Source organism: Neisseria brasiliensis, assembly GCF_009671065.1.
In the GTDB taxonomy this organism is placed as follows: Bacteria; Pseudomonadota; Gammaproteobacteria; order Burkholderiales; family Neisseriaceae; genus Neisseria; species Neisseria brasiliensis.
Window position 1 is genome coordinate 2,083,326 of the sequence record NZ_CP046027.1, and the last position, 13,411, is coordinate 2,096,736.

Sequence of the window (13,411 nt, forward strand, 5' to 3'; positions counted from 1 at the left end):
GTGCATTAAAATCGTTTCTTTCGTTTACCTTTATATATGGAGCCTGATTCAGTGGGGAATACCATTAAACATGTATTGGTCTGGTTGGTGCTGGGTGTCTGCCTGATGGCGGCATTCAATGCCATTAATGACAAGCAGGAAAATAAACAACAAATCGAATATTCGCAGTTTATCCAACAGGTAAACAACGGTGAAGTGGCCAGCGTGAATATCGAAGGTTCGGTCGTGAGCGGTTATCTGATTAAAGGTGAGCGCGCCGATAAAACTTCGTTTTTCACCAATGCGCCGCTTGACGATAAGCTGATTCAGACTTTATTGGATAAAGATGTCCGCGTCAAAGTGACGCCTGAAGAAAAACCGAGCATGCTCGGCAGCTTGTTCTTCAGCCTGTTGCCGGTATTGCTGTTGATTGGCGCATGGTTCTATTTCATGCGCATGCAAAGCGGTGGCGGCGGTAAAGGCGGTGCGTTTTCATTCGGTAAGAGCCGCGCCAAATTGTTGGATAAAGATGCCAACAAAGTGACCTTTGCTGATGTGGCCGGTTGCGATGAAGCAAAAGAAGAAGTTCAGGAAATCGTTGATTATCTGAAAGCGCCGACCCGCTATCAAAGCTTGGGTGGTCGCGTGCCGCGCGGTATTTTGCTGGCCGGTAGCCCGGGTACCGGTAAAACCTTGCTGGCTAAAGCAATTGCCGGTGAAGCAGGTGTGCCGTTCTTTAGCATTTCCGGTTCGGATTTTGTGGAAATGTTTGTTGGTGTTGGTGCCAGCCGTGTGCGCGATATGTTTGAGCAAGCCAAGAAAAACTCGCCTTGCATCATCTTTATCGATGAGATTGATGCCGTAGGTCGCCAGCGTGGTGCAGGCTTGGGTGGCGGTAATGATGAACGCGAACAAACCTTGAACCAATTGCTGGTTGAGATGGATGGCTTTGAAAGCAATCAAACCGTAATTGTGATTGCTGCAACCAACCGTCCGGACGTATTGGATCCTGCTTTACAACGCCCAGGTCGTTTCGACCGTCAAGTAGTGGTGCCGCTGCCGGATATCCGTGGCCGCGAGCAAATTTTGAAAGTGCACGCCAAAAAAGTGCCTTTGGATGAATCGGTTGATTTGACTTCATTGGCGCGCGGTACGCCGGGTTTCTCTGGTGCCGATTTGGCTAACTTGGTAAACGAAGCCGCTTTGTTTGCCGGTCGCCGCAATAAAATCAAAGTCGATCAAAGCGACTTTGAAGATGCCAAAGACAAAATCTACATGGGTCCTGAGCGCCGCTCAATGGTGATGCACGAAGATGAAAAACGTGCGACGGCTTATCATGAATCGGGTCATGCCATTGTGGCCGAGAGCTTGGACTTCACCGATCCGGTGCATAAAGTCACCATTATGCCGCGCGGCCGAGCCTTGGGCTTGACTTGGCAGCTGCCGGAACGCGACCGCATCAGCATGTATAAAGATCAAATGCTGAGCCAAATCGCGATTTTGTTTGGTGGACGTATTGCCGAAGATATTTTTGTCGGCCGTATTTCTACCGGTGCGTCCAACGACTTTGAACGCGCAACGCAAATTGCCCGTGAAATGGTGACCCGCTACGGCATGAGCGACAAAATGGGCGTGATGGTTTACGCGGAAAATGAAGGTGAAGTGTTCTTGGGTCGCAGCGTGACCCGTTCACAAAATATTTCTGAAAAAACCCAGCAAGATGTGGATGCCGAAATCCGCCGCATTTTGGATGAGCAATACGCCGTGGCTTACAAAATCTTGGACGAAAACCGAGATAAGATGGAAACCATGTGTAAAGCACTGATGGATTGGGAAACCATCGATCGTGATCAGGTATTGGAAATCATGGCAGGCGAGCAACCTAGCCCGCCGAAAGATTACAGTCATAATCTGCGCAAAGATGAGCCTGAAGAAGAAAAAGGTGAGCCGGAGCAAGTGATGGTGATTACGCCTGAAGGTCCGCAAACCGAAGTGCAAAATGTTAAACCTGAACATTCTTCTGATCATGATTCGGGTGTGAACAAGCCATAATCGGCATATCAAACGGCAGCGTTAACGCTGCCGTTTTTTCATATCTGAAACCATCAAAATAAAGTAAAAAGAGCATCAATATTGAAGATTATTGCTTCAGGCCGTCTGAAAAGGCCGGAAAATTCGTTTATAATGACACTTTTGCTTAAGTTTGATTCCGCCATGAAAACAGTAGAAAAAAGCGTGTTGGTGTTACACAGCGCCAAGCAGATGTTTGAGTTGGTTGACCGCGTGGAGGATTATCCGACATTCCTGCCGTGGTACAGCAAAACCGAAATCATCGAGCGCACCGATACCGAATTGAAAGCGCGCCTGTTTATGGACTACATGGGCGTGCGCCAATCGTTTGCCACGCATAACCACAATATTCCCGGTCAAGAAATCAAAATGGATTTGCTCGAAGGGCCGTTTAAAACCCTGCGCGGCACTTGGCGATTTGTTGATTTGGGTGACGATATGTGCCAAATCGAATTTAAATTGGAATACGAATTCAGCAGTTCGATTTTGTCGGCGATGATTTCGCCGGTGTTTAATCATTTGTCCGGCACTTTGGTGGACGCATTTGTTAAAGAGGCTGACCGCCGCTATGCTTAATATTGAAATCGTGTACGGATTGCCGGATAAGCAAGTGTTGAAAACCATGCAAGTGGCAGAAGGGACGACCATCCGCCAAGCAGCTTTGCAAAGCGGTTTGGAAAACGAATTTCCCGATTTGGATTTATATTCGGCCAAGCTTGGCATTTTCGGCAAAATAGCCAAAGACGATACCGTATTACGCGATAAAGACCGCATTGAAGTGTATCGCCCTTTGCTGATCGACCCGAAAGAGGCACGCAGACAGCGCGTGCAAAATCAGGAAGATTGAATTTGAGGCCGTCTGAACCCTTTTATTTCAGACGGCCTTCTGTAAGAACCACACACCAAAGAGAAAATCATGTCTAACCCAATTAAAATGATCGTCGGCCTAGGCAACCCCGGCAAAGAATACGAAGCAACCCGCCACAATGTCGGCTTTTGGCTGCTCGATGAATTGGCGTGGCAATGGAAAGCGACGTTTAAAGATGAGAAAAAATTCTTCGGCGAAGTGGCGCGTGTCAGCCGCCCTGAAGGGGATATTTGGCTGATTAAACCGATGACGTTTATGAACCGTTCCGGTCAGGCGGTGGCGGCCTTGGCACAGTTTTACAAGATTGAACCCGAAGAAATTCTGGTGGTGCACGATGAACTCGACATCGAATGCGGCCGCATTAAATTCAAGCTCGGCGGTGGTAATGGCGGCCACAACGGCTTGAAAGACATTCAAGCCCGATTGGGTACGCCGAATTTCTACCGCCTGCGTCTGGGCATTGATCATCCGGGCGATAAGGCTCTGGTGTCGGCTTATGTGTTGAACAAACCGAGCACGGAACACCGCCAATTGATTGAAGATTCGGTCAATAAATCCATCAAAGGCATACCGCTATTGACGGCGGGTGAATTTGAAGAGGCGCAGCGTTTTTTACACAGTCGATAACTTTATATTTTCAGACGGCCTAAACCATGAGTGAATTGATTGATTTGATTGAAACCGAAAGCCTCGGTACAGTCGAAGAAACCCTTGATTTTTTGTTATACGAATGCAGCTTAGATGATGCCCCAAGCCGTGAAGAAGTAGAACAATGGCGCGACTTGCTAAACGGGCGCGGTGGCAAATTCGTACGATTGGCCAAAATCTGCCAAACATGGCTGGACGAAGAGGGTGAACATGACCTTACCGCGCAATAAATTTACCGCATTGGCCGCGCTGTGGTTTGCGGCTGCCATTTATTCACTGCTGTTGCGAGAATCAACAGGCGGCGCGCCGCCGTTTCCAAATTTCGATAAAGTGGCGCATTTTGCTTTGTTTTTCGCACACTTTTGGCTGCTCACCAAAGCATATATGGCCGATAAGCACCCGATTCCGTATCGCGGCCTGATGATTGCCGCCGTGGTGTTTGCCATTGCCAGCGAGTGCGCGCAGGCAATGTTTACCCAAACACGCGAAGGTTCGTTTGGGGATGCGGTGGCCGATGTCTGCGGTGCGGCGGCAGCTTTGTGGTTTGCCCGAAAAATCGAGCAAGCCAAAGGGTTGAAATTACCTGATTAATCTTTAACTATAAACAGTGATTAATAATAGAGGCCGTCTGAAAGCTTGGAAAAGTTTCAGACGGCTTTAAGGAAACATAATGAACAATACCCCGTTTATCCAACGCCGCCAACGCGTGCTGCAACAAATCGGCAGCGAAGGCGTGGCGGTTTTGTTTGCCGCGCCAGAACAGCACCGTAACAACGACACCGAATTTCCATTCCGCCAAGACAGCTATTTTCATTACCTGACCGGCTTTGACGAGCCGCAAGCGGTGTTGCTGCTGGATGGTGCGACGCAAAAAAGCATTTTGTTCTGTCGCGAAAAAGATGCCTTAAGCGAGATTTGGAACGGCTTTCGCTATGGGCCAGAAGCGGCGTTGGAAGTGTTCGGTTTTGATGAAGCCTATGCAAATATCGAATGGCCGGCAAAATTAACGCAAGTGCTGCTGAATAAAAAAAGCCTGTATGCCTTGTGGGGCTTATATCCCGAACACGATAAAGAAGTGATGGCCAAATGGCACAGCGTGCAGCAAAGTGCCGGCCGCCGTATTCAAACCAACACTTATGCGCCGGAAAATTTGGCTGATTTGGCGGCGTTGTTGGACGGTATGCGCTTGATTAAAGACGATCACGAAATTGCGCTCTTGAAAAAAGCCGGTGAAATTAGCGCGTTGGCGCATATCCGAGCCATGCAGAAAACACGACCGGGCATGAATGAGCTGCAGATTGAAGCCGAAATTTTGCACGAATTCATGCGTCACGGCGCGCGTTTTCCGTCTTACAACAGCATTGTGGCAGGCGGTAAAAATGCGTGCTGTCTGCACTATGTTGACAACAAAGATATGCTGCAAGACGGCGATTTGCTGCTGATTGATGCCGGTGCCGAATATAATTTTTACGCCGGCGACATCACACGTACTTTTCCGGTAAACGGTAAATTTACCGCGGCACAAAAAGACATTTACGAAATCGTGTTGGCGGCCAATGAAGCCGCCATCGCCGCCGTGAAACCGAATGCCGATTGGGGTGAGGTTCACTTAATCGCGCTGAAAATCTTGGTGCAAGGCTTGATTGATCAAAAATTATTGCGCGGCACAGTTGACGGCAACATCGAATCACAAGCCTATCAACGTTTCTACATGCACGGCTTGGGTCATTGGGTCGGCTTGGATGTACATGATGTCGGTAAACGCTGGCACAACGGCAAGCCTTTATTGCTGCAACCAGGCATGTGCAGCACCATCGAGCCGGGCTTGTATATTGCCACGGCCGATGATATTCCTGAAGTCTTCCACAATACTGGTATCCGCATTGAAGACAATGTATTGGTAACCGAAAACGGTTGTGAAAATTACACCGCCTTAGCGCCGAAAAGCGTAGCGGATATTGAAGAAGTGATGCGTGGCTAGGTCGCTTGAAATTGAATAACGCCAAAAGGCCGTCTGAAGCATTAAGTTTCAGACGGCCTCATTTTGATTAATTTATTCAAAAACTAACTTTCCGAATCGATTCAGCCACGGCCTCACCCAATATTTCATTACCGAACTCATTGAAATGCAGCCCGTCGCAGATGGTCAGCGCGGTTAAGTCTTGCATAAACATCAACGCATATAAATCATTAATGGCAAAACCGAATTCATGTGCCAAGTCTTGGGCTATTTGGTTATAGGTTTGAATATCTTTCAAATAGCGGCGCGATGATTTGGTCACATTGTGTACGCTTTGTAAAAAAGGCGTGCTGCTTGCCCAGATAAGGTGTGCGCCGGTTTGCTGCAAGCGGTTAAAAATTTGTCTCAGATTGGCTTGGTAGGCTTGAATGTCGGTTAAGGGTTGGCTGCTGCCTGCATTGTAGCGGATGTCGTGCAGACCGCAGTTTAGGTGAATAATGTCTCCGGCCTGCGCACCTTGTGTCCATTGTTCGATGTGTTGCAACACATCATGTGATGAGCGGCAATTGTTGATCGGTGAGAGTATGGGTACATCGGATAGGGCAGCTTGTACTGTAGCTTCATAGCCCAGTCGGATTGAGTCGCCGATAAGATAAACCGTCATGTTTCCCCCTACTGTTAAGGCCGTCTGAAATAATTAATATTATAATATTAATTATTTCAGACGGCCTTAACATGGGTCAAATCATTAGGTTGGATTCTGTAAAGCTTATTTGGCTTGATAATTTTGTCGGTAAAAATCAATCAATTGTTTAGCTTGTAGCATCGGCAGGCCGAAGCGGTCGGCCACGGCTTTTAAATCTTTGATTTCTACGCCGGTGAGGTTTTGGCTGATCCATTCAAATGTATCCGGCTTGCTTTTGATGTGTTCTAAATAAGCCTGTTTGCGTTTCCAATTGCGCGACCATACCAGTAATACGGTAAAAATCAACAACGCAATCAAAAAGATATTCATTGCAGCCATCATTTCCATGGTTGGGCTTTCATCAAAAAATAAAGGCGATTATAAACGAAAAAAGGCCGTCTGAATGCATATCGCGTTCAGACGGCCTGAGAGCTTTTCAAGCTCTCCATCTTGGGCGCATTTCTTCGTTTCTGAAGTTTTGCAAAGGTCTCGGCCTTTATCCTTTCGAATAATGGCATCATTCAATTTTCACACGTTTCAAGCGCAACGCATTGGTTAATACCGATACCGAACTCAGCGCCATTGCCGCGCCGGCAATCACCGGGCTGAGAAAACCCAAAGCAGCCAGCGGGATGCCGAGGATATTGTAGAAAAAGGCAAAAAACAGGTTTTGCTTGATGTTCCTCAACGTAGCGCGTGACACAAGCAGGGCATCGACGAGTTGGTTGACCGAATGCTGCATCAATGTTGCCGAAGCGGTGTGTTCGGCCACATCGGCGCCCCCTTTCATGGCGAAGCTGACATTGGCCGCAGCCAGAGCAGGGGCATCGTTGATGCCGTCGCCAACCATGGCGACAACTTTGCCGTCGTCTTTGAGTTTTTGCACCGCCGCTGCTTTATCGCGCGGGCTCATGTTGCCAAACGCGTGTTCAATGTCCAGTTGCGCGGCGATGTATTCGACGGTATTTTGATTGTCGCCACTCATTACATACACATCGATATCATGCGCTTTCAGACGGCGTATTGCTTCGGCGGTGTCGCTTTTAAGTGCATCAGCTAAGGCGAATGCACCGATGGGACGGTCGTCAACCGATACGGCCACCAAGCTGGCAATTGGCCATACGCCCTCTAAATCGGTCGGCAAGGTCAAATTGGCGTAATCGGTTTTGCCGACTTTCACCAAACCCAAACCGCTGATTTCGGCGGAAATGCCCGCGCCGACTGCCGTTTGCGTCTGACTGCTTGGCGGTAAATCCAAATTGCGCGCTAAGGCAGCCGAAACAATCGCGTTGGCAAGCGGATGAGTGGCGTTTTGCTCGACGGCTGCGGCAATACGGAACAAATCGTCTTTGCCAAAACCGCTATCCGGCACCAGATAAACCGCAGCCACTTGCGGACGGCCTTCGGTAAGCGTGCCAGTTTTATCGAGCACCACGGCGTTGACATGCGCCGATTCTTCCATCGAAGCCGCGTCTTTAAACCAAATGCCGTGTTTCACCGCTTTGCCCATGCCGACCATAATCGCCGCCGGTGTGGCTAAGCCCAGCGCGCACGGGCAGGCAATCACCAGCACCGCCACGGCATGCATCAAGCCGGCTTGCCAATCGCCTTTGATGCCCCAAGTGAGCGCGAACGTGAGCAGCGAAATGCCGACCACCACCGGCACAAACACCGCCGCCGCTTTATCGGCCATGCGTGAAATCGGCGCTTTGCTGCCTTGCGCTTCGGAAAGCGCGTTCATCATGTCGCCCAGCAAAGTGTGGCTGCCCAATTGGGTGGTGCGGTAAATCAAGCTGCCTTCAGTCACCAGCGCACCAGCTAAAACTTTGCTGCCTTGCTGTTTCATTTCAGGATTGGATTCGCCGGTTAAGTGGCTTTCGTCTGTCCAGCCGCTGCCGCTTTCGACCACGCCGTCAGCGGCAATGCGTTCACCGTGATTGGCACGCAGCATATCGCCGGTTTGCACTTGGTCTAACGGCAGCGACTGCCATGCGCCGTCGCGCTGCACATTGACTTTGCTCGGTGTGAGTTTCAGCATCAGCGATAAGCTGTTCAGGCTGGATTTTTTGGTGCGGTGTTCCAAAAATTTGCCCAGCGACACAAAGCCAATCACCATTACGCTTGCTTCAAAATACACATGCGCCATGCCGTCGTGCCCCATGCCGCGGTGGTGGAACATCATATACACCGAATAAAGATAAATCGACGCCGTGCCGATGGTGACCAGCACATCCATATTGGCCAAGCCGCCTTTGATTGAAGCCCACGCGCTTTTGTAAAACGGAATCGCCAACCAAAGCTGCACAATGCTGGCCAAAGCAAATTGCCATAGGGCGGGCATCATCCAATCGTGGCGGCCAATCATCATGCCTGCCATGCCGATGAGAAACGGCACATTAATCGCCAGCAGCAGCCACAAACGCCAGCCGATATGCACCGGTTCATCGCTGTCGGCTTTAGGCAGCGTATCGGTTTTTTCTTGCGCGCCGAAACCGGTTTTTTCGATAATTCGGGTGATGTCGGCTATTGAGCTGCGGCTGTCGTCAAACACGACTTGCGCTTCTTCGCTGGCAAAATTCACACCCGCACTTTCGATAAAGTCTTTTTTGTTTAATACTTTTTCAATGCGTGAGGCGCAAGCTTGACAGGTCATACCTTCGATTTGGAAGCGGACTTTTTGTTTCATTTTCGTTGTCCAGTCAATGATGAGATAAAAAAAGCTTAAACCTTAATGGATGGTTAAAGTCAAGTATTCTTAAAAATCAAGGCCGTCTGAAAATTTTGCTTTCAGACGGCACCGAGACCTTTGCAAACCCCCAGATTTGAGTGCAGTTCGAAGTTAGAGTAGCGCAGAAAGCGAAGACATATCACAAAGATAGGCAAGCTTTCGAGCAGCGCATAACGAAGAAATGTGCCAAAGATGGGGATTTTGCAAAGGTTTCGGCCTTGATATTGTGATCAACGTGAAGCATCAAAGCCGCCGTCTTCAATCGCTTCGATTAACGCATCAGCATTGGTTTTGGCAGCATCGAATTCAATTACGGCATTTTTGTTTTCCAAGCTTACTTCGGCTTTGGTAACGCCATCGGTGTTTTCCAAAATACGGGTGACGCTCTTCACGCAGCCGCCGCAGGTCATGCCTTCTACATTTAAGGTAATGGTTTCCATGATTTCTTCCTTTCGTTCGTGGGTTGGATAACTTAAATATAATATAAACCTTAACGCTAGGTTAGGGTCAAGTATTTTTTCAGACGGCCTCTTTATTCTTAAAGGCCGTCTGAAACATTTGAAATCAAATGAAATGTAGTCTATTGTTATCGTTTTAATTATTGCGCGAACGGAGTAGAATAACGCCCCTGTTTTAATCGGGAAGAGTAAGATTATGTCGGCGGCAAAAGAGAAAAAACAATGGCTGAGTGTATTAGCCTTGGCGGTGGGGGCGTTTATTTTCAACACCACTGAATTTATTCCGATTGCGCTGTTGAGCGACATCGGCCAAACCTTTGGCATGGCTTCAACCGAAGTCGGCATTATGCTGACGGTGTATGCGTGGATTGTGGCGTTGTTGTCGCTGCCGCTGATGTTGGCGACGAAAAATTTCGAGCGCCGCGAGCTTTTGTTGATTTTATTTGCCGTGTTTGTGGGCGGACATGTGTTGTCGTTTTTCGCTTGGAATTTCGGCGTGTTGTTGGCCAGCCGGATTTGTATTGCTTTAACACACGCGGTGTTTTGGTCGATTACGGCATCTTTGGCCGTGCGGGTTGCGCCACAAGGTAAAAGCACGCAAGCACTGGGTTTGTTGAGTACCGGCACGGTGATGGCGATGGTGATGGGTATTCCGCTGGGGCGCGTAATTGGGCAGTTTTATTCTTGGCAAATCAGCTTCTTGCTGATAGGCATTTGCGCGGCAGTAGTGATGATTGTGCTGGCGAAAAATTTGCCCTTGCTGCCGAGTGTGAATTCCGGTTCATTGAGCAGCTTGCCGTTGCTGGTGAAACGCAAAAATCTGATGTTGCTGTATGGCTTTACCATTCTGATTATTACCGCGCATTTTACCGCGTATAGCTACATCGAGCCGTTTGTGCTGCAAATCGGCGGCTTTAAGCCGGAGCAGGTAACGATTGTGCTGGGCTTGTATGGTGCGGCCGGCTTTGTGGCTTCGTTTGTGTTCGGCAAATGGTTTGCCAAGTTTCCGCGCCAATTCTTTATCGGCGCAGCGGCCTTGGTGGTATTGATGACGGCCTTGCTGTGGCCGTTGGTTGGTTCGGCATGGGCGGTTTATGCGCTGTGTTTTGTGTGGGGCATTGCCATCAGCGTGGTCAGCCTGTCGATGATTGCCAAAGTGTTGAACTTTGCTTCGGATGCCACCGATGTTGCCACCTCGATTTATTCGGGTCTGTATAACGTGGGTATCGGCGGCGGTGCGCTGTTGGGGCATTATGTGACTGTTGGTCTAGGCTTGGGCAGCATTGGTTTTGTCGGTGCGGGCACGGCATTGTTGGCAGTGGTGCTGGCTTATGTGTTGATTAAAAGCGATGATTTTATGAATAAATCGGTTTAAAAAACACATAAAAAGGCCGTCTGAAACGTAATATTTCAGACGGCCTTTGTTTATATCTGCTCGAGACCTTTGTAAAATCCCCATCTTTGGCACATTTCTTCGTTATGCGCTGCTCGAAAGCTTGTCTATCTTTGTGATATGTCTGCGCTTTCTGCGCTGCTCTAACTTCGAACTGCACTCAAATCTGGGGTTTTGCAAAGGTCTCTGCTTGTTTATTCAGCTTTCAAACCGGCAATACATTGCTGATCGCGGGCTTCAAAAGCAGCGGCACCACCGAGCAACTCAAGCTGCTCTTGTGCGCTGATTTTGCTGAACAATTGAATTTGCTTTTCAGTCAATTTTTCCAAAGGCTCGTCCCACATGCACACGCAGTAATCACCGATGACTTGCTCTCCTTTGCCTTCCAAGCCGCGTGCTTTCAAATCAGTCTGCCATTTGTCGGCAAACGGAATGTTTTTCACACACGATTCGATAATGGCTTGTTTGGCTTTTGGCTTCGACAAGGCACATTGCGACAAAAAGAAAAAGCTCACCAGCAAGGCCATGATAATCCACGCCCAAATGCGGATGGTGCGGATTTTGGCCTTGGCTTTTTTGGTTTTCGCCGCTTGTTCTTCAGGGGTTAACGGTTGCTCAGCCATACAGACTTTCCATACGGATCATGGTAATCGGTGTTTCCACGCAATCCAATTGCTCGATGGCGGCAATGGCTAATTTGATGTTTTTCTCAACTGTGCTGTGGGTCAGAATCACGATTTCAGCAGTGGTTTTGTTAATCACGCCTTTTTGAATCAAAGCTTCGATAGACACGCCTTGTTCGGCCAATAGGTTGGCAATTTTACCCAATGTGCCCGGTTCGTCTTTGGCTTGCACGCGCAGATAGTAGCTGCTGGTGATTTCGTCCATCGGCAGAATGGTTTGTGCTTTTACGCCTTCAGGTTGGAAGGCCAAATGCGGTACGCGATTCGCCGCATCGGCACCAATCATACGGCAGATGTCGATAATGTCGGCAACCACAGCGCTGGCAGTCGGCAATGCGCCGGCACCTGCGCCGTAATATAAGGTTTCGCCCACCATATCGGCATTCACGCGCACGGCATTCATCACGCCATTCACGTTGGCCAATAGACGGCTTTCCGGAATCAGGGTTGGGTGCACGCGCAATTCGATGCCTTTGTCGGTTTTGCGGGTGATGCCCAATAATTTGATGCGGTATCCCAATTCTTCCGCGTATTTGATGTCGCGGCTATCGAGTTTGCTGATACCTTCCAAATAGCAGCCGCTGAAATCAACCGGTGTGCCGAACGCCAATGCGCTCATGATGGTGATTTTGTGGCCGGCATCGTGGCCTTCGATGTCGAAAGTCGGGTCGGCTTCGGCGTAACCCAAGGCTTGCGCTTCTTTCAATACATCGGTAAACGCGCTGCCTTTTTCGCGCATTTCGCTCAAGATGAAGTTGCTGGTGCCGTTGATGATACCGGCGATGGATTTGATGTTGTTGGCGGCTAAGCCTTCGCGCAGGGCTTTGATAATCGGAATGCCGCCGGCTACGGCTGCTTCAAATTGCACCATCACGTTTTTTGATTCGGCCAACGGGAAAATTTCGTTGCCGTATTCGGCCAGCAGTTTCTTATTGGCGGTAACAACATGTTTGCCGTTTTCAAGCGCTTTCAAAACGGCATCTTTAGCAATGCCGGTGCCGCCGAACAATTCAACGACCACATCCACGTCATCACGTCGTACCAACTCAAAAGGATCTTGCACAAAAGCCGCATTCGGCGCAATTTCGGCTGCTTTTTCGGCGCTTCTGTCGCACACGGCTGAAATGTTCACGTTGCGACCCAAACGGCGGCTGATTTCCGCGGCGTTTTCCTGCAAAACGGTTGCGGTGCCGCCGCCTACCGTACCTAAACCTAAAAGACCGATATTCACTGGCTTCATTGTGTCTCCTTGTTGAGCCGAAATTTTCAATAGCGTAAACTGTCGCACACAGAATGCAGCCTTGAAATCAAGCAGGCGCGGTGCGGACGTCAAATTTGCTAATCCTACCCGAAATTGCCTGTTTTTGCACCTTTTTTAAAGAAGTTCCGCAGTAGAATAAAATAATGTCATGGCTGATTTTGTAGAATGAATCATGCCGTCTGAAAGGCAATTTAAACCGATTAGATGAAATTCAGGTTAAAAGACCATCAAAAATGGCTAAAAATCGAAGGACAACAACATCATGCTGATTGAAGAAAACACCGCAAAAGCACCCACTGCCATCACCGCATACCGACACGGTGTGATTGAAGCAGGCGGAAAGATGTGGACACAACCAATTGTTTTAAAATCAGATACCATTACCTTAATGGCAGACAAAAGGCCGTCTGAATTACACCTCAGCGATTTCTTTCAGACGGCCTCAGAAGAAAACTTACCGGAAGTGACTATTGTCGGCACCGGCGCAAAACAAGAATTTATCCATCCGAAAATTATCGCTGAAGCAGCATCGCGTGGTGTCGGATTAGAGTGTATGAATACCGCCTCGGCTTGCCGCACGCTGGTGTTGTTGCAAGGCGAAGGCCGCAGCGTGTGGGCGTGGTTGTGGCCGTGAAGATACGTCAAAGGCCGTCTGAAAAATTATTTTCAGACGGCCTT

Annotated in this window: 15 protein-coding genes; 9 read left to right on the forward strand and 6 right to left on the reverse strand. The window is 48.9% G+C overall.

Features of this window, described 5'->3' with window-relative positions; all coding sequences use genetic code 11:
• Positions 1-51 precede the first annotated feature (51 nt).
• From ftsH to pepP, 7 genes are all read left to right on the forward strand, one after another.
• A complete protein-coding gene (gene ftsH / locus GJV52_RS10395; protein WP_229439417.1) occupies positions 52-2,031 on the forward strand; it encodes an ATP-dependent zinc metalloprotease FtsH in 1,980 nt (659 codons plus the stop codon).
• Positions 2,032-2,193: 162 nt separating this feature from the next.
• Complete coding sequence (locus tag GJV52_RS10400) at positions 2,194-2,625, forward strand: type II toxin-antitoxin system RatA family toxin (protein ID WP_095503604.1); 432 nt, start codon at positions 2,194-2,196, stop codon at positions 2,623-2,625.
• Positions 2,618-2,896 (forward strand): RnfH family protein, encoded by a 279-nt coding sequence (locus tag GJV52_RS10405; protein WP_154212897.1) that lies wholly within the window; start codon positions 2,618-2,620, stop codon positions 2,894-2,896. Before GJV52_RS10400 ends, GJV52_RS10405 begins: the two co-directional genes overlap by 8 nt.
• A 69-nt stretch (positions 2,897-2,965) precedes the next feature.
• Positions 2,966-3,544 carry an aminoacyl-tRNA hydrolase gene (pth, locus tag GJV52_RS10410; RefSeq protein ID WP_095503594.1) on the forward strand — a complete coding sequence of 193 codons (579 nt, stop codon included), beginning with the start codon at positions 2,966-2,968 and terminating at the stop codon, positions 3,542-3,544.
• Between the two features lie 26 nt (positions 3,545-3,570).
• Positions 3,571-3,795, forward strand: a complete 225-nt coding sequence (locus GJV52_RS10415; RefSeq protein WP_095503595.1) for a dioxygenase — start codon at positions 3,571-3,573, stop codon at positions 3,793-3,795.
• Positions 3,776-4,156 carry a VanZ family protein gene (locus GJV52_RS10420; protein WP_100563169.1) on the forward strand — a complete coding sequence of 127 codons (381 nt, stop codon included), beginning with the start codon at positions 3,776-3,778 and terminating at the stop codon, positions 4,154-4,156. The genes GJV52_RS10415 and GJV52_RS10420 overlap by 20 nt, the downstream gene beginning before the upstream one ends.
• A gap of 79 nt (positions 4,157-4,235) precedes the next feature.
• Positions 4,236-5,546 (forward strand): Xaa-Pro aminopeptidase, encoded by a 1,311-nt coding sequence (gene pepP, locus GJV52_RS10425; RefSeq protein WP_100563167.1) that lies wholly within the window; start codon positions 4,236-4,238, stop codon positions 5,544-5,546.
• A 76-nt stretch (positions 5,547-5,622) separates the two neighbouring features.
• Here the strand turns inward: pepP and GJV52_RS10430 are convergent, their stop codons facing one another.
• From GJV52_RS10430 to GJV52_RS10445, 4 genes are all read right to left on the reverse strand, one after another.
• Positions 5,623-6,189, reverse strand: coding sequence for an SGNH/GDSL hydrolase family protein (locus tag GJV52_RS10430; RefSeq protein WP_095503598.1), 567 nt, complete (start codon positions 6,187-6,189; stop codon positions 5,623-5,625).
• Positions 6,190-6,294: 105 nt separating this feature from the next.
• Positions 6,295-6,540, reverse strand: a complete 246-nt coding sequence (locus GJV52_RS10435) for a hypothetical protein (RefSeq protein ID WP_369832022.1) — start codon at positions 6,538-6,540, stop codon at positions 6,295-6,297.
• 187 nt (positions 6,541-6,727) lie between these two features.
• Positions 6,728-8,896 carry a heavy metal translocating P-type ATPase gene (locus GJV52_RS10440; RefSeq protein WP_100563165.1) on the reverse strand — a complete coding sequence of 723 codons (2,169 nt, stop codon included), beginning with the start codon at positions 8,894-8,896 and terminating at the stop codon, positions 6,728-6,730.
• A gap of 272 nt (positions 8,897-9,168) precedes the next feature.
• Positions 9,169-9,378 (reverse strand): heavy-metal-associated domain-containing protein, encoded by a 210-nt coding sequence (locus GJV52_RS10445; protein ID WP_100563163.1) that lies wholly within the window; start codon positions 9,376-9,378, stop codon positions 9,169-9,171.
• 214 nt (positions 9,379-9,592) lie between these two features.
• Between GJV52_RS10445 and GJV52_RS10450 the strand changes: the two genes are divergently transcribed.
• Complete coding sequence (locus tag GJV52_RS10450; RefSeq protein ID WP_095502418.1) at positions 9,593-10,771, forward strand: sugar transporter; 1,179 nt, start codon at positions 9,593-9,595, stop codon at positions 10,769-10,771.
• A 212-nt stretch (positions 10,772-10,983) separates the two neighbouring features.
• Here GJV52_RS10450 and GJV52_RS10455 read toward each other — a convergent pair whose 3' ends face one another.
• Together GJV52_RS10455 and GJV52_RS10460 are read right to left on the reverse strand one after the other, a co-directional pair.
• Positions 10,984-11,412: a hypothetical protein gene (locus GJV52_RS10455; RefSeq protein ID WP_095502419.1), complete on the reverse strand. Its 429-nt coding sequence runs from the start codon at positions 11,410-11,412 to the stop codon at positions 10,984-10,986.
• Entirely contained in the window at positions 11,405-12,712 is a 1,308-nt protein-coding gene (locus GJV52_RS10460) for a homoserine dehydrogenase (RefSeq protein ID WP_100563161.1), read from the reverse strand. Before GJV52_RS10460 ends, GJV52_RS10455 begins: the two co-directional genes overlap by 8 nt.
• Positions 12,713-12,995: 283 nt before the next feature.
• Between GJV52_RS10460 and GJV52_RS10465 the strand changes: the two genes are divergently transcribed.
• A complete protein-coding gene (locus tag GJV52_RS10465) occupies positions 12,996-13,367 on the forward strand; it encodes an Mth938-like domain-containing protein (protein WP_100563159.1) in 372 nt (123 codons plus the stop codon).
• Positions 13,368-13,411: the final 44 nt, after the last annotated feature.